10 protein-coding genes are annotated in these 17,889 nt (G+C 41.2%); 5 read left to right on the forward strand and 5 right to left on the reverse strand.

What is annotated here, in order from left to right:
* Positions 1-219 precede the first annotated feature (219 nt).
* From FIV01_RS06765 to FIV01_RS06775, 3 genes are all read left to right on the forward strand, one after another.
* Entirely contained in the window at positions 220-7,515 is a 7,296-nt protein-coding gene (locus FIV01_RS06765) for a M91 family zinc metallopeptidase (RefSeq protein ID WP_152430316.1), read from the forward strand.
* Between the two features lie 1,188 nt (positions 7,516-8,703).
* Positions 8,704-9,069 (forward strand): putative adhesin, encoded by a 366-nt coding sequence (locus FIV01_RS06770; protein WP_152430317.1) that lies wholly within the window; start codon positions 8,704-8,706, stop codon positions 9,067-9,069.
* Between the two features lie 84 nt (positions 9,070-9,153).
* The gene (locus FIV01_RS06775; RefSeq protein WP_152430318.1) at positions 9,154-9,555 is read left to right on the forward strand and encodes a hypothetical protein; all 402 of its coding nucleotides are present in this window, start codon (positions 9,154-9,156) and stop codon (positions 9,553-9,555) included.
* 143 nt (positions 9,556-9,698) lie between these two features.
* On the opposite strand, the gene metA is transcribed toward FIV01_RS06775, so the two are convergent.
* Positions 9,699-10,640 (reverse strand): homoserine O-acetyltransferase MetA, encoded by a 942-nt coding sequence (metA, locus tag FIV01_RS06780; RefSeq protein WP_152430319.1) that lies wholly within the window; start codon positions 10,638-10,640, stop codon positions 9,699-9,701.
* Between the two features lie 126 nt (positions 10,641-10,766).
* Between metA and FIV01_RS06785 the strand changes: the two genes are divergently transcribed.
* Positions 10,767-11,144 (forward strand): ATP-binding protein, encoded by a 378-nt coding sequence (locus tag FIV01_RS06785; RefSeq protein ID WP_152430320.1) that lies wholly within the window; start codon positions 10,767-10,769, stop codon positions 11,142-11,144.
* A gap of 99 nt (positions 11,145-11,243) precedes the next feature.
* On the forward strand, positions 11,244-12,974 hold the full coding sequence (gene gad / locus FIV01_RS06790; RefSeq protein ID WP_152430321.1) for a glutamate decarboxylase: 1,731 nt from the start codon (positions 11,244-11,246) through the stop codon (positions 12,972-12,974).
* 151 nt (positions 12,975-13,125) lie between these two features.
* Here the strand turns inward: gad and FIV01_RS06795 are convergent, their stop codons facing one another.
* From FIV01_RS06795 to FIV01_RS06810, 4 genes are all read right to left on the reverse strand, one after another.
* Complete coding sequence (locus FIV01_RS06795; RefSeq protein WP_152430322.1) at positions 13,126-14,646, reverse strand: tripartite tricarboxylate transporter permease; 1,521 nt, start codon at positions 14,644-14,646, stop codon at positions 13,126-13,128.
* A gap of 12 nt (positions 14,647-14,658) precedes the next feature.
* Positions 14,659-15,177, reverse strand: a complete 519-nt coding sequence (locus FIV01_RS06800) for a tripartite tricarboxylate transporter TctB family protein (protein ID WP_152430323.1) — start codon at positions 15,175-15,177, stop codon at positions 14,659-14,661.
* 148 nt (positions 15,178-15,325) lie between these two features.
* A complete protein-coding gene (locus tag FIV01_RS06805) occupies positions 15,326-16,300 on the reverse strand; it encodes a tripartite tricarboxylate transporter substrate binding protein (protein WP_152430324.1) in 975 nt (324 codons plus the stop codon).
* Between the two features lie 573 nt (positions 16,301-16,873).
* On the reverse strand, positions 16,874-17,848 hold the full coding sequence (locus FIV01_RS06810; RefSeq protein WP_152430325.1) for a glycerophosphodiester phosphodiesterase family protein: 975 nt from the start codon (positions 17,846-17,848) through the stop codon (positions 16,874-16,876).
* Positions 17,849-17,889 lie beyond the last annotated feature (41 nt).

Consider the following 17,889-nt stretch of genomic DNA (forward strand, 5'->3'; position numbering starts at 1 on the left):
TTTTTATATCCTGTCATAACGACTCACAAATACCCATTTCATTTTCACAGAATCGCTTGTGATAGTTGTATCAATAAAATTTTGAATAGTCAGCTTGACTCAGGCATTTCTCAGTTCGTATTACTAACGCATTTGGGAAAGAGCACCAAGTAAACACCATACTTAGATGTTGCGATCAAATTGAGCTGGCCGTCAATCCTAACTTTATGGATACAAGTCATGAAAACAGATTCCCAAAAATATACGCAGCAAATGATGAGCGCAGAGTCCACACCCTCACTGCAAGCAGCAGATAGCAAGTTAGTAGCAAATCAAGTAACAACTGCGGGTGAAAGAAATCAGAATAAGGGACCTAATTTCGATAGGCCTAATGTTACTGGCGGTAAGATCAAGTTGCGTGAAAAAAATGAATGTGATCAAAGTAGTCGTGACACAACCCTCTCTCCTAAACACTCTGATATGAGAGTAACTTTATCGATACAACCGGTTAGTGAAGCGTTGAAAGGTAAGCAACAAGAAGTAATAGAGGCCACTTGTGATGACTCAGAACAAGTAGATAAAGACAATTCAGATAAGCTATGGAATACAGCACTTGACAGCTTGGAAAAAACACTCCCGTACGTACAGCAATACGTTAAAGAGAGGAGAAACCAAAAGTCCCCCCTTGTTGACCCTAAACTTCTTAATGAGTTTCATTCCAAAGTGGCTGCCTTGAAGAGCGAGGGAGTGAAAACTAATGATTCAAAGGTTTTAAGGGTGTCAAAACACCTAGAAAAATTAAATAAGCAGGTGTCTGATAAAAGCACGGTTTGGTTGGCCGATCTTTACGATGAATCACCTAGACGTGCCCAGTCTTTGGCTAGAGGGCTAAATGAGACGATTAAGGTATTATCAAAGGTAGCCGATAGTCTAACGCATTCATTGGCTGTGACAGATATTGAACTGGCTGAGCAAGCAATTGATAAAGCAATTGAGGAGGTGAATGAGCTAGATCATGGGGATACGTTGGCGGCAATGGATAGCCATACTAAAAAAATGCGCTCTCGTGAAACATCTCAAAAAATCCCAGAGCTTTTACGTGTTCCTTTTCCTAAAGAAGCAATCGAATTATTTGATGAGGCACGTAAAATATGCAATACAGCTCGTCCAGTGATTAACAAACAAGCTCAGGCTCAAGCAGACAAGAAAAAGCAAGCAGATACGGCTGACCGTTATGGGATTGCAACATTAAAATCAGCAGTGGAAGGGACTTTCTGTCAACAGGATGGGGTAGAAGAACTTATAGGTCTTATAGATAGGTTGTCGAATGATAAAGCCCAAAAGTGGTTAGGTAACACCAAACAAAAACATAAAGACACATTTGATCAGCATCTAAAAGGTATCACCCACAACTTAAGCTTACTTGTTGATATATATCAGAACCCAGATAATTATCAAGACGCCGAAACATGGATTGCCATACGAGACACTCTAGATAAGTCGATGACCGGGTATAAAAAGCTCTTCAAGAAGGTTGAAAACAGCTGGAGTAATGCGCCGATAGATACACTAAACAGGCGATATGGAAACCAAGCTACTCGTTTTTTTTCTGACGCGCACTACTTGTTCAGTGAAATTAAAAACGTAATACCTAAAAACCTCACAGAAAAGAAGACAGCCACAAGCCAATTCAGTCATGGTGTAAAGAATGGACTGAGAAGTGCTAGCACTGCGGCTAATAAACTCATGCAAGTCATGGCTTCGACAGCGCACGGTCTGTCTGACCAAGTGGATTTTAGAGGCCGGAGTGAAGCAGAGATATTGAATGCCAGTCATCATCAGCGTCTAGTTGATTCAGGTGTTCGTGCCTTATTTTATCAATTGGAACAGCCGGCTCAATCCGTATCTAGGGGGGCCGACAGGTTGTATAAGCTAATGAAGGATCTGACTCCTATCAAAGGTGAGTTGAACCTTGAAAGAGCAGGGGCATTGCGTCCCGAAGATGGGCAACTTAAAGATCTTAATCTCCATCTCGATGGGATGATTGCGGAAATAGAAAAGAATTTACAAGAACTGACTGGAAAGACGCTGGATGAACTAGCGTCGCTTGATATGACAAAGCTGTGGGAAGAGAAAATCAATAGTGATAAAAGACGACTATTGCAGAGCTTTAAAGAAGACGGGGAACAGGCGGCAAACGACATTAAGGAAATAGAGCATAAATGGGACGGGCTTGCACGGCCTTTGGGAGAAAGGATAACGGGTGGGGGATACGCCTACAATGTCTTAGTTCCTGACGTGGCAAGTAAAACAGCAAAAGCCGTGAAGCAAATCGCTTCTGCCGTAGTTAAAGCCAAAAAGCGCCAATTTAATGAAGCTAAAGTCAACGCGAAGACGGCTCATTCTATCGCTTCAGCAGCGACGGCAGATATAGAACAGCGGGCACCGAGAGGGTTAGACGACTACTCTAAAGGGTCGCACGTTGCTAAGTATTGGGCAACCAAACTCAATGAAACTTTACAGCTCAAACTTGGAGATTCTATCCCCTCCCCAGGTCAACTGCTTACCGACATGAAAAAACGCGGATATCTTGTCTGTGACCCTATCCGTGTTGGCCAGTCCACCCTTTCTAAAAAGGATCCTGTAGGGTTGCATATGGCTACACAGGTTGTTGGTGAGCTTGAGAAATTGAGAAGAGGTGAACGTGTGGCACCGATAACTCAACAGGAGTATGTGGATGAGGTAGCGAAAGGGATCGTTGCTCATATGGTTAAGTGGGGGCAGAGGCAGGCGACGGGAAAAGCCACGTATTTTGCGGTTGAGCTAGCGTTTGAACATGGACTGGATGCTGTGACCTTGGGTTTAAGCCGAGCGATTAAGACGAGTGTGTCTGCGACTAAGGCCGCAATCAAAATACCTTATGCACTTCATCAAGCAAAGAAGCACACAGGAGTGGAAGAAGATTGGGATTATAAAGCACTGGATAAGTTATTGAAAGACAAGTTAAGTTATCATGCTGCCAAAGTTGGTATTTCATGGTTACCCAGCGAAGTCAAAGGTGCGGTAGGTGCAGGGATATGGGGTGTTGCTGAGCTAAAGAACATAAACACTAGGGCTTTGGAAGCAACAGTAAATGAGACACATGCAAGAGTCATTTCGGGGAAAAAGAGCAAACAATTCAAAACGAGTTCAGCAGAGGTTATTGCGTTTGATGTGGTGGTTGGCGCAAGTTTGACTGGCGCTGGTAAGGGAATAGATCGAGCTTGGGAGGCCCGTCGAGAAGCGCAATTAGAAGCACAGGCAGAAAAGGTGCTAAATGAAGAAAGACAACCCGCTGACTTAATGATGAATTTAATAGCTAGTGCATACCAAAACATTGATCGCGGTAAAGAGGAATATAAAGAAGCGGTTGACGCATCGCTTGCGAAAATCGCTAGTACGCCTTTTGGGCGTGACTTGATTGAGTCAATGGCTCAACAGGGAATTCGCATCACTATGCCAAGTGATAGTGCTTATACCTTAAAAGGTGAGCACGATCATGAAACATCGGCGGGTAATTATGCCAATCCTGATAACGATACGGTTTTCTTTGACCCTTCCTATAAGCCGAGTGCTGAAGATGTCAAAGACCGTCCTTGGCTAGATTGCGATCCCGCTATCGTCTTATTTCATGAAATGCTACATCTCCACTATAGCGAGAATCCGATTCAATTTGAGGTATCCGGACAAACTTATCAATTTGGTGGCAAGGGCGATCCTATCTCAGAACACATGGTGGCAGGTGTGGACTATGTTAGTGAGCAAGGGGTTGAATTCCGCTTTTCTGATCCTAAGTGGGTCAAACAACACCTAAAGGTGGGTAAGTATGTGAATGAGAACGATCTTCGCAGAGCCTTAAAACAGCCAATACGCGAAGGGTACTACTTTGATGCTCGAAATACAGGGGAGAATCAAGCGAGATTCTATAATGAAAATGGAGAAGATGATTCTTTTGGTCGTACGCTATATGTAGCGATGAACGCACTCCGTTCCGATACTGGCTTTAGACTCCCCAAAACGGGTGATTTTAGCAATAAAGAACGAGAGGTATGGGATAAGCTTGCTGATGATTTACCTATAAAAGCTAGTGGTCAGGTAGGGTTCTCTCTATCGGAGAGTCGATTTATCAGAGACCATTCTCACCTATACTCAGCGGAAAAATTGGCACATACCATCGAGTATTACCATCGTAATGGCTTAACGCCGTGGTATGACAATAGTGCGCGTTTAGATCGTGACTTTTATTTTAGATTATCTGATATAACGTTAGACAATGGACATGTCATCGAGTCTGAAGATATCCAACTCTATCTTGAACTTTATGGGGGCCCAGAGAAATTTGTTGAGGATAACGTTGACTCAGCGTTGGGGGGGAAAGAGACTCTGGTCGTAGATATGGTGGCTCAGCGAATTGATGATATCCGTACTGGCCAAAACTCTATAGCCTCAGTGAATGAGAATTTCTTCTACCGAAGCTTTATCACCGACTATTTCACGAAGCGTAATATAAAAGCTTCCACACCTGTGGTTGGGTATCACTCAGAAGGGCATTTTAGAGAAGGTAATTTCCACCCTCATGGTCATCTTACAACAGGCCCGAACTGGAAATCTGACATACAAGCATTTACAGCCGCTCTTGAATCAGCTGGATATACAGGCCCTTTTAAAGAAGTTGATTTTGATGAAACTTTTTATTGGTATGAAGGACAGCACTTACGGGCTTATTATGATGTTGAAGACCTTGCTAGACATGACCATCGAGACTGTATACAACGTGTTGAACGTGTTTATGTGTATCGAGGTGCAGAAGATAAAGATCTGATCTACGTTTCAGGCCAAATAGTCGAAGTCCCGAGACATAATGGACGACAGAATATTGAAATTGATATGCCACCGGAAGTTTTTAGTACTTTGGATGGGCCTGTCTTGATGATGGGGGGAGATATCAAGTTGATTCTTCCGAGAAAGAAAATGGAAACCTTGATGACTGTGGCCACAAGGAGGGATACCGCAAGTTATACCTACCAAATCAGTAATGAAGATTACCATACAGTACAAGACTCCGATGTTCAGACAGAGTTCACTGAAAAACTAGACTCTCGTTTCGAAGGTAATAATAGACAACAAATAGAAGAAGCAATTGAACGTCAGCTCAAGTATGCGCCATTAATGAGGATCCATAGTGAATTGGATAGTGACAAAGAAGATATTAAGAAATGGTTGAATGAGTTTAGTTCAGGGACAAGGCAGGGGATATTTGCAAGCCATGAATGTGTAATAAGTGATATTAACTCGATACAGAATCCAGATGTTTTTTATATCCCTTTATCACAGGGTGACTCAACTAAATATGACGGCCTGATGATTAATTGGGTTCGTGGTGAAGTTATTCCAATTCCTAGAGATCTTAAACAACGCTTAACTTTATTTAAAACCCCACAGTTTAGGTCAAGCTTTACTGAAAGTTTATCGCAATCGAATATAGACAGGTTGTTAGTAAAAACTGGTCAATATGGCACATGGGGCAAGATGGATAACATTTCTGGGTATTTAAATGAACTTAGAAGTGCTTCCCCTCTGGATATGGATCAAAAGATCGAAATATTGAATATGTGCTTAGACTACGTCGCCATGGTGGCTGTGGGACAAAAGAATCCTGATGATGATGAAACTCAAGCACTTCTAGATTTATTTGATTATGTGAGGCCTGATTGGGGGGGTAAAGTTATAAATGGTTTGTCAAGATCAGAGGAAGCGGACATCCTCTATTCGTCGAGAATGAATAATTTTGTAGCGACTATGCACCTACAAACTTCGTATCATAGCCTTGAGGGTAGAGAGTATTCCGTTGACCAGTTCCCCAACAAATTAACAGATTTCCTTGTGGATAAATTGCACAAAGACTTTGACTACCATGTGACATCTGCGTCTGAGGAGAGTACTCAGCGTCTTATTGAAAGCTTGCGAGAGCCATTAAGATGGTCGAGTTATGTCCTAGCCGTCGGTCTTGGTGCTGCGTTCCCTGGGTTTGCTGCTGGTGTTATCGGGGGCATGGTGACGACTTTTCTTACCGATACCGTGTTGGATATTGTTCAGCTTGAAACGGAAGACAGTCTTGAAAAGAGACAAGAGTTACTCGAGGGGATCATAGCCAAGTGTTATACCTCGTTGGGGGCAGAGTTAGGAGGAGCAGTACTTGGTCCAGCTGCAGGTAAACTGGTTAAGTGGATGACAAAAACAGTGTCTAGGAAGATACTAGGGGAGTCCTCTGAAGAGGTCATGCAGATGATTGATAATATTGACCTTCGAACCATACAGCAAAAGATTGATATTGAAAGGGGAGTGTCATCTCAAAATGTGATCAAGACACGTTGGGGGCGGATTAGAAGTCACGTAAAAGCTGAAAACCCGACAGCTAGGGCTAGAAAATCACCAATCATGCGAGAGCTGACAGAAGAGCAACGAACTGAACTGCTTGAGAATCAGATGTCTGATACGCTAAGAAAGTACAGTACATTTGAGTCGATTGTGGATAATACTGTGAAGATTAGAGATGTTCTAAAGGCGGCGGCTATTCTCGGGGTAATTAATGAGCTGATGTTAGAAGTAGACAAAGCCTTAGATCCTAATATTTCAGGGAATGCTTTTTACCAAATTGTTAAGATGTGGTTCGTATATTCCCTTGCAGGGGCTTCAGGAGAAGTGCTAAACATAAAAACGGCAGATGATCTTCTTGAAGAGGCAATGACAAAGTTAGACGTTCCGCCACAAAAGCGAATGGAGTTCCTTCAAAAAGTCAGAGATGAAAGGATAAGCAAACAAAAACTCCTAGGCGATCCTCAGGTTCAAGACGCGAAGGCGGCTATGGATTCTACAGATCCCGTTGTGAGCTCTACAAGAGAATTAGTTGGGCCGGACGGAAGAAGCAATCAAGAGGTGGATTATTATCCCGAAGATAATTGGAGCGATGAGGCAAACCGTTTAATGAGACTTCTTGACAATAGGGACCTCACACATATGGCCCCTGATATCGCTGAAGTACCGCTTGCTGTGGGTGAAGATCTAAAGCCAAGAGAGATGGGAGCTATCCCAAAACGTCAAAGGAAAGATGGGAATCGAATGCAAGAAGAAGAGCAACACTTACTTGCAGACAGAACGGAGGCAAATCATGGTCAACAAAGTAGCATTGCCAACCAGGGTGCAATACCAGAAGTATATCCATTTACCAACAGTAAGGGTGAAGAGAAATTAGGGAGGATGGTTTCAGGTCAATTTCAAGTTCAAGAACCTGATGGGACTTGGGTGCTAAACAACAACCCTTATTATCGGATTAAATTTGTTGAATCGAGGCGCTCTAATAACCTCCCTACTGATCAAGTTCACTCCGAAGCTCATCAGCCAAGAGATGGTCATACGCATCAAGAGTTGGGGACCATGAGGGACGGACATCAAATACAAGTTCAAGTAGAAGTTCATCAGCCGGGAGGTGATTCTTAATATGGTAGATGTGAAATTACAAAATGGGTAATTGCCTCACTAGGAATGCACTATTTTAATAGCTCTTTTCCTGCAATTATCGTAAAAGTCATGGTTTAGATCTAAAAAACATCGCCAATCATGGCGGTGTTTTTTTGATTAGACTTTATGAAATTACGCGTTTTGTATGCTCCATCGTCGTTTTTATTGGTTATCTTTTTGGCAGTTTTCTTAACTGCATATTAAGGATAATCCTGTGCCTAACAACTCGAAAGAACTTGTGCCTTACAACGTTCTTAACACCTCTTACCATGAGGCGACCCCACTAGTTCAAGGCACCGCCAGTCACGGCGGTGCCTTTTTGTGAGCTTATCGGAGGGCAGCTTACAAAGTAAGCAATAGTATGGAGAGGCCCTCACCTCAGCAATGCTACATGTAAAATGTTTAATGCTTAATGTTTAATGCTAACTAGGATGAGAGGCACACATGACAAAGATTATTAGAGTTGGCGTTGGTGACGAAGACACAACTGCTGACCCAAACAACTCAATATTTGCCATGCGCCATTTATCAGGCCAGTTAAAAAATTGGTTAAGGTCGAAGGTGAAGGGCACTTTATCTTGTGGAAGCATCCATCCAAGATTATTGCTGAAATTGAACAGATGCTAGAAATCATGTCAGAAACATAGAGCCTACTGAACAGGTAGATAGCCACAAGCGAAATAATATAGAAAACGCCTTAGTTTAGAATTGCGTCCACTAACAGATTGAGATTTAAGTCCCGACACCAATGGCATTTATTGATATTTTTATTGAAAAACATGTAAAAGGTCAACTAAGTTTATGATTTAAATGTTTTTATGTTGGTATTAACTTTAACATCAATGGTGATGCTTTGTTAAATTTTATGGATTTGAACTTAGTAGTGCTACTAGAAAAATGCTTTCAAAATTAGCAAGCTTTAGACTGAAACCTAGAGCTTTTACACCTTTTTATATCCAGTCATAACGACTCACAAATAGCCATCTCATTTATTTCTGACCATATGTGATATTTATATCAATAGTATTTTTTGAATAGCCAGTTTTACTCAGGTACTTCCAGCGCGTGCTCCTGTCGTATTTGAAAAAGAACACCCAGTAAACATCATCCTCGGGTTTTGCAAGCAATTTGAACTGGCTATCAATCCTAACCTTATGGATACAAGTCATGAAAACACTGCAACCAGATCAACAGAGAGTGAACCGCGAACAAACCAGTGTTGATGGGAGCGAAGCTAATCGATCCCATTCTTCACCTGTTATAGAGGCAAAAGGCGTTAGCTCTCGAGTCGGTGTCGTTGATGCCTCTGGTTCAAGCGATCTTGGCAATATAAAAGATTATCGAATATTTAAATATCAAAGGCGGCATAGTGGTGGTGCGGAAACGGAAGCTAACATAGTGGACGCGATAATCAATAATCGTCAAGGCACAACAAGGACCACAGATGTGCTTACCGTTCGTGAGCGAACCTTTGCTTTCTCAGAGGCGAGCTTAAGTGATGTCTTTAAGCAGTTGGACCTGAAGAACTCATAATATAAATATGTCACATTCAGTGGTTGCAGGAACGAGTTGTCTGCGTCGAACCCACCCAACTACTCAAATAAAGGTGGACAAAATATGTGGATAACCGTCGATGTGTCTGGAGATACCCCAAGAGTTGTCGATGCTCGGCCTATCGCCGGATTGTTGCAGCAGCCGGAGGATGATACAGAAGCCTCTCAGGTTACCCAAGATACAGAAGATTCTCAGGCTAGCCAAATAGATAGCTTCAGCCATTTATGTCGAATTTATGACCAACAGAGCTCTATTCAGCAATGGGATAGTTGGATACAAAATAATCGTAATGCATTGATGCAATTATTTGAAGATATGGCAAATGGCAATTCTGAAATATTTCAGGAATATCGATCCAGTTTTGATGACAATACCGCACTGAATCTATGGGTGAGTGTACAACGTTTAAAAATGGTCAGAGAAAACCCCAATATTCCCAAGAGAAAAAGAAAGCGCGTTTGTTAACGCTGTTAGATCACTCAACTTGGCATTAGAGACTATGGGACAGTAGTCAAGCAGAGATACCTATAAAAACGGCTGAAATAATCCAGCCGTTTCAAGTGTCGTTTATCTGCGGGCAATGAAGTTTTATGCTTGTCTAAACAGTGTTAGTCGTCTTTAGTAAAGTTTTCTTCGCTAAACTGGTCCAAATCATAAGGTGTTTGTTGATAAACACAATAATTGAGCCAGTTAGAAAACAACAGATGACCATGGCTTCTCCAACTGGCAACGGGTGGGTTGTCTGGATTATCGTTGGGGTAGTAATTCACTGGAATTGAAGGCTCCATTCCTTCGCCTAAATCACGAATGTATTCATGATGTAGCGTTAACGCGTCGTATTCAGGGTGCCCTGTAACAAAGACATTACGCTTGTCCTTGGTTGATGCGAGATATACTCCAGCCACGTCAGAGGTTGCTAAAATGTCGAGGTCAGTATGCTCTTGTAAATATTGAGGCGAAAAGTCGGCATATCTAGAATGTGGTGCCAGAAATGTATCATCAAATCCGCGCAGTAAAGGGTGAAAACAATGATGAATTTGATGATGGTAAACACCTGAAAGTTTTTCTTTGCGCGTACGTTTGGGGAGATCATAAAGAAGCTTTAACCCCGCTTGAGCGGCCCAACATACATATAATGTTGAGGTCACATGTTCTTTTGCCCAAGCCATAATGGCTTGTAGATGCTCCCAGTAGATGACATTCTCAAATTGTACTAATCCTAGTGGAGCGCCTGTGATGATCAATCCATCAAAGTTGCGATTTTTTACCGCTTCAAATTGTCGATAAAAATTATTGAGATGTTCCGTGGGCGTATTTTTGCTGGGTCTATCATCAATACGAAGCAGCTCAATGTCTATTTGCAGCGGGCTATTTGAAAGCAGACGAAGAAATTGAGTTTCAGTCTCTATTTTTTTGGGCATGAGGTTAAGAATGAGTACCTTAAGGGGCCGTATTCCTTGAGTTGAAGCCCTTGATTCTAGCATGACAAAAATGTTTTCCTGACGGAGGACATCACTCGCAGGTAGTTGATCGGGGATCTTAATTGGCACGGCTTACTTCCTTGGCTATTTAGACGTCTATACTTCTAAATCTAACGTAAACCTTTCTTGATGTCGATAAGATTTTTATGACGTTTTAGGGTAAAATTGGGGCCTCGTTATTCGAATTGGTTACTTATGGTATTGAAACTAATCATTGTTCGTGGATTGCCTGGATCGGGTAAAAGCACTTTAGCTAAGACTCTTGGCATGAATCATTATGAAGCTGACATGTATTTCATTAATGAACACAATGAGTATCAATTTAATCCTGATGACATTGCCAAGGCGCACTCTTGGTGCAAAAGAATGGTTCGTAAGAGCCTTAAAAATAAACAGAGTGTTGTGGTTGCTAATACTTTCGTTATGAAATGGGAGATTATCCCTTACTTTAAAATGGCTAGGCAATATGGGGCTGAGTTTGAAGTGATTGAATGCAATGGCAATTATGAAAATATCCACGGCGTTGATGCTAAGACAATTGCAGACATGAAAGCGCGCTGGCAGAAATGGTGATTAGGTAGTTAGTAATCTTAATTAATTTATGAGCTTGAGTTCATAATGTTTGCTTCCTATGCTCAATAAGTTTTAACCTAACAAACTTAGAGGGCAATAATGGGAAACATTAACGATATTGAACTGCAGACCGCAAGCACACCAACATATGGCCGAAACCTTTTTCGTGAAGAGGTGCCGACAGATAAAATGCCGGACATTGAACATGATCCGCAAGCAGTGTATCGCTTCATACGTGATGAGCTTCAATTAGACGGTAATCCAACGCTTAACATGGCATCATTCGTGACTACAGTGATGGACGAAGAAGCAAATCAGCTCATTCGTGATAATTTAGGTAAAAACTACATTGATGGCGAAGTGTACAACCGTACTCTAGAGATAGAGCAACGTTGTGTTAGGATGCTACTGGATCTTTTCAACGCCCCCCATAATATGAAAACGGCGCAAGAATTGGCTGATGACAAACATATAGAGAGCGGTTGGGGAACGGTAGCAATTGGTTCTTCTGAAGCTTTGATGCTCTGCGCACTCTCTCATAAAGAGCAATGGAAAAAGAAACGTAAAGCCCAGGGTAAAAGTTTTGATAAACCAAACATTGTCATTGGCTCTGATGTTCATATCACCTGGGTCAAGTACGCTCAATATTTTGATGTTGACATTAAATGGATTCCAATTAGTGAAGAAAACAACTTCGTTATCTCAGCGAATCAAGTAAGAGAAGTTGTGGATGAGAATACGACTTGTGTTGTCGCTGTTATGGGGACATCTTACACTGGGCAGAATGATCCTGTCGAAGCAATTAATGATGTGCTGGTCGATATAAAGAATGATTCTCAAAAAGGCTGGGATGTGCCACTCCATGTCGATGGTGCCAGCGGTGGTTTTATTGAACCCTTCCGTGATGACAATCAAGTACACAGACTAAACTGGGATTTCAAGTTAGAGCAAGTGAAAACCATCAATGTGTCCGGTCATAAATTTGGTTTAGTGTACCCTGGAGTGGGCTGGGCATTATGGAAAAACTTTCATGAAATTCCAGATAAATTGTTTATTACAACGAATGTTCTTGGCTTTGATGAGTCTACCTATAGCCTTAACTTCTCGCGGGGCAGCGCAATGGTTCTGGCTCAGTACTATAACTTTTTACGATTAGGCAAAAGAGGTTATGGCTCGGTAGTACAAAACCTGATGTCGTTAGCACAAGACTTGTCTAATGGGTTAGGCTCTTTGCGCTTAACGGTAACGGAGCATGATAAAAATGCTCACGGTGATGCTGCGAAAAGAGTTGTGTTTAAGGACAAACCAATATTTTCAGTCATCAACAATGCCGACTATTTTCCAGCATCTGTTGTAAGGCTTAATCTCAGATATGATGGTCAGGATAAACCTTTAACTAATGATGATATTGAAAACTATTTGTACTCTGTTCACGACATATCAGACAAGCTCAAGCAATCCAATTGGGTAGTACCTGCTTTCACTATGCCGCTTGAAAAAACGCCACCTATCAAAGATAAAAATGATAATGTTATTAAGCCTGCAAATCACGATGTGCCAGCCATTGCGGTGATGCGTATGGTAGTGAAAGAAGGCATCAGTAGAGATATGGTCAGTATATTGATTCAAAACTATGCCGATGCAGTGATCAAGCTTGAAGAACAAGTGCGTGGTATTCAAAATGCTGATAAGACCTATAAAGCAAGTATTTCTTTTGAGGAGGAAGTGGCTTGTAGTGCAACCGATTTAGTTGAAGTTGCTTGCTTGAAGCTAAAGCATATTCAGAAAAATCCAGCAAAAACATCAAGAGTGGCTCTTGGAGCGAAATAAGGTGATAACTCGCTCTGACCTAGTAGTTTAGAGCGAGTTTGTATTTTTACTGTATATGAAATCTCGTTCATTATTTATTAAATGGCAGAGGTTTTCTACTCTAGAAAACCGAGCTGACTCATCAAACGTTCTATATACTTTTCTGTCTGATTTATAGCCTTCGAGTATTAGTAATCCAAGCACTTAAACTTTTAAGTAAAGGGTAGGTAATAACAAGGGTCGCCAATGTAGTGAAAGTGAGCGTAATTGGGCGCTCCCATAGGAAACTTAATCCTCCATCACTGAGCATTAGCGATCTGCGCAAATTCTCTTCCATTAGGCCACCAAGGATAAACCCCAGCAGTAGGGGGGCTAATGGATAACTCGCTAATCGCAATAAAATGGCGCCGATTGCGATAATCAACATAATAAATATATCAATAGTATTAAATGATACTAGATAGACTCCCGTGATAGAGAAAAATAGTATCATGGGTAATAGTATGGTGCGTGGAACTGAAAGTAGCTTGGATATATAAGGGATCATGGGTAGGTTTAAGACTATCAACACCAAATTGCCCAAGTACATAGAGATAATAACTGACCAAAACACGTCTGGATGATCAACAAACAATCTAGGGCCAGGTTGAATTCCATACGCAAGTAACGCTCCCAGCATTATTGCTGTAGTGCCTGAACCAGGAACTCCAAGGGTTAGTAAAGGGACAAACGATCCACTGGATGCAGCATTATTTGCTGATTCAGGTGCAACCAACCCTCGAATACTTCCTTGACCAAATTCCTGTTTTTTATCCGCGGGAGCCAAGTTGCGTTCCATTCCATAGCTAAGGAATGAAGCAATAGTTGCTCCTGCTCCCGGTAAAACACCTGTGAAAAAGCCGAGTATAGACGAGCGAATAGAGACAGGAGTGACTTCTTTTACTTCTTCGATGGTTATTTTCATACTACCGATATTACTTAATCTGCTTTTTTCCTCATTTTGAGTGTCTTTGGGCATTGGGTTAAGCATACCAATTAATGTCTCACCTAGGGCAAAGGTTGCCATAGCCAGCATTAAAAAACTAAAACCATCCATTAGGTCTGTTAGACCAAAGGTAAAGCGTTCTACTCCCACGCCTTTGTCGACACCTACTGTTGAAAGCATAAGCCCAAGTATAGTCATCATCCAAGCTTTGAGAGTTTGCCCTTTACCAGCAAATGCAGCCACAGCAGATAACCCAAGTAGCATAAGTGCAAAATAATCGGGTGATTGGAAACTGAGAGAAACACTAGCTAGTGCTGGAGCAGCCACTAGCAACATTACAGCCGATAAAGTTCCCCCAGTAAATGAAGAGTAAGCGGCTAGTGCCAGCGCTTTACCAGCTTTACCGTTTTGAGCCATAGGGTAGCCATCAAACGCGGTAACGACTGTAGACGAGCAACCGGGAGCATTGATTAGGATAGAAGAGGTTGAGCCGCCAAAAACGGCGCCATAATATACGCCAGCCATAAGAATCAAACCTGATGAAGGTTCAAGGCTATAAGTAATTGGAATCATGAGGGCAATAGCCGATATGGGGCCGAGCCCAGGGATCATACCGACAAAGGTACCAACAAAGCAGCCCATAAAGACCATCATAATATTCATTGGCATGACTGCTGTGGAAAGTCCTTGTAATATTCCATCTATCATAATGCTATACCTTTACAGCCAATTAGAGAAAACTATGCCCGGTTCTAAATAGATACCTAAGCCTAGTGTTAATAAAAGATAAAAGGCTATTGCAAATGGGAAAGATGCACCAAACAACACCGTTTTTCTCCTTTCGCCAAGCAAATAAAAGCCAATCAGGAGGAATGTACCTGTTGCAAGGGCAAAACCAATGTAAGTAAGTCCAAGTCCGTATAAAGCCATCAATACTAAAAATTTAATCAGAAGCTTATAATTGAGTATCTTGATATTTTCATTGTTAGCATCTGGCTTGGCTGTTACCAGCAGTAGTATGGATAACCCAATTCCTATAAAAGTTAATAGTATTGGAAGTGTTCTGGCTGTGAATGGCTCATACTCATCACTTGGAAAGAGAGGTATTTGCGTTGTTTGATAACCGTAGCTAAAACATATAACAAGGAATATTAGGGCACTAACTCGGTCTCTATTTGGTAAGTTATTATTGGCTTGTATCTGCTTGGTATGAAAATATTTCGATGAGGACTTTGGCATGGCTAACTCTCGGCAATTTACTATAGGTCAAACCGTACATGAGCGCTCAAATAGCAATGGTACTAAAATTAAACTTGGTTAGTTAAAATTTTAAAATTTCGCTTCTATGATTGAGACGTTCATGTACGGAAAGTTAAAGGGATTTAGCTTATTTTAGAAAACCGAGTTCACTCATTAATCTCCCTATTTGTCTTTCTTGACCTTCAAGAAAGGCATAAAAGTCTTTATCTGCTTTGTAGTTATCCATCCATCCATTTCGATTTTTAACCACGTGCCATTCTTCAGTTTTATACATTCTTTTCAGTGCATGATTCCACTTATCGACTTGTTCTTGATTGATTCCCGGAGCTGCAAAAAAACCTCTCCAGTTGGCAAAAACGGTGTTGTTGCCATATTCAGTTAGAGTTGGGATATCGGGAGCCACATCAATACGCTTTTGAGCTGTGATTGCGAGAATTTTTAACTGACCGGATTTAGCTTTCTCAAGAATCTCTCCGAGACCTGTAGATAAGAGTTCCGTTTCTCCTGACAATAGAGCGGCGGTTGCTTTAGCGCCTGCATCATAAGATATATATTTTACTTTTCGTGGGTTAAATCCTTCGTTTTTAAAGGCTGCTGCGATGACTAAATGATCCATGCTTCCTCGTGCAGAGCCGCCGGCGATTTTGATTTTGCTAGGGTTGCTATGAAAGTCTTTCACAACATCAGGCCAGCTAGTATATTGTGAATCTGTAGAAGTAGCTATGGCACCATAATCAGCAATAGTTGCAGCAACAGGAGTTAAATCTCGAAAAGATTGAGGGAATATTCCATTGAGTGCTCGGACAACAATCGGAGTAGAGCTTACCATTAAAGTGTTTGGTTGGCGTTCTGCTGTCTCAATTAGGTGTGAAATAGCTTTACCACCGCCACCACCAGATAAGTTTTGAAAAGATACTTGGTCAACAAGCTCTTCTTTGACTAGCACGTCGCCAATACCTCTTGCTGTCATATCCCAGCCACCACCTGCTCCACCAGGTATTAGAAAATGTAGCTTTTCAATTTCTTCTGCCGCGATAGATTGACTTGCTAAGGGAGCTGCGATGAACACACACACAAGGTGTCGCATAAAACTTTTAAACATAGTTCATATTCCTTATGTTCTATTTAAACCTAATTTGAGCAACCTTTTCACATGTGTGGTGTTAGCCTGCTCATCACTAATATGATTGCAACAATACTCATATGTTATTTGTTCGTCAATGATATGTTTTAAAACTGCAAATTAGTGAGGCGGAAATTGATGTTTGACAGGGTAGTAACTATCTTTTTTCACTTAGCTTATTAGAAAGCGAATCTAATTTTGAGGTTTAAGAAGTTTAAGAGTTGTTGGTTAAAGGGCTTATCAAAGTTATTATATTCTTAAAACCAGTGAGCTATTGATTATTTAGAAAGGCAGCTAGGCTATCTATATTTGTTTAAAAATATACCACATTAACCAATTTCTTAAATTTTCTTTAGTATACTGTGCAGTATGCTCTATGAAGAAATAGGTCCATCAAGCATACCGCATAACTTATTTCTCTCTTTACCTTTTATCAAAACTATACTTTAAACCACCAGTGACTAGTGAGTTTTTATTATCAAGGCCTGCGGAATTAGCAAACCCCTCTTTATTGTTAAAGTTATTTATTTCTGATGATATAACGTAGCGAAGTTAAGACCCCTCACATATATCGATTTTTTGGGTGCTGTTTTCGTAGCATTGGGCTGCCTTTGGTGAATCAACCATAATGGCGTAAACGCCGAGTGATTTAGCATACTGGTAATCTTCTAGGCTGTTAACGCCAATAAGCACAATGTTATTATTGGCATTGTCAAAGCATGATAAGTCGTCTTTTGACCATCTGAAGGTCGCTTGGGTTCGGCCTTCTCCGAGCATAAAGTGTTCTACAACTTCTACATTACGTGTTAATTCAAAAGCATGCCAACCAGGTTGGTCATTGGTAGCCTTACACTGGTTGGATAGTTTACTACCAAATAAAATATCTCTTGTCTCAGCTCGACTTTTAAACACATTGAGGGACGAATATTTCTTGGCTGCGCCTATGTATGCTTCAGATGTAGAATAAATTCTCGTGCGGTCAACAGAATCTGTTTGTTCAATAACATCGGCAACGTTCCTTATATACTCTTTGGCCTCAGCATCGGGAGATTTTAAGTCGATAAAAAACTCTGTATGTGGGAATTTAACTAAAACATCCTTCAATGTTGGTATCTTATATACGTTTTCGGTATTCGACGTTTTACCTTTGAAGAAGCTGTAACTCGCATCTAAAGAGGCCAACTCTTTGGCCGTCATTGCTGACACTTGTGTTGATTTTGTTAAATTTGTGAGCGCTGACAGGTCACTGGGCCTATACAACACCGGAATACCATCTTTCGATAATTGAACTGTTATCCAAATTATATGAGCACCTCTCTGTATGGATGATTCTATGGTAGGAATCGTATTCTCTGGACCATCGGCGGTTCCTCCTCGGTGAGCAATAATGAGTGGATTACGATTTTTGATTTTGTCATTGTTATTATACGGTGATATGGGATAGGTTTCGTTAGCTAAGGTTTCTGAGAAGGCAACCCCTAAATGGTTAAACATCAGCATAAACAATAAAATTTTAAACTTTTTCATATATAACTCTGTGAATTTAAAAACGGCCTGTATGGCTAATA

This window comes from Vibrio aquimaris (genome assembly GCF_009363415.1).
Lineage (GTDB): Bacteria > Pseudomonadota > Gammaproteobacteria > Enterobacterales > Vibrionaceae > Vibrio > Vibrio aquimaris.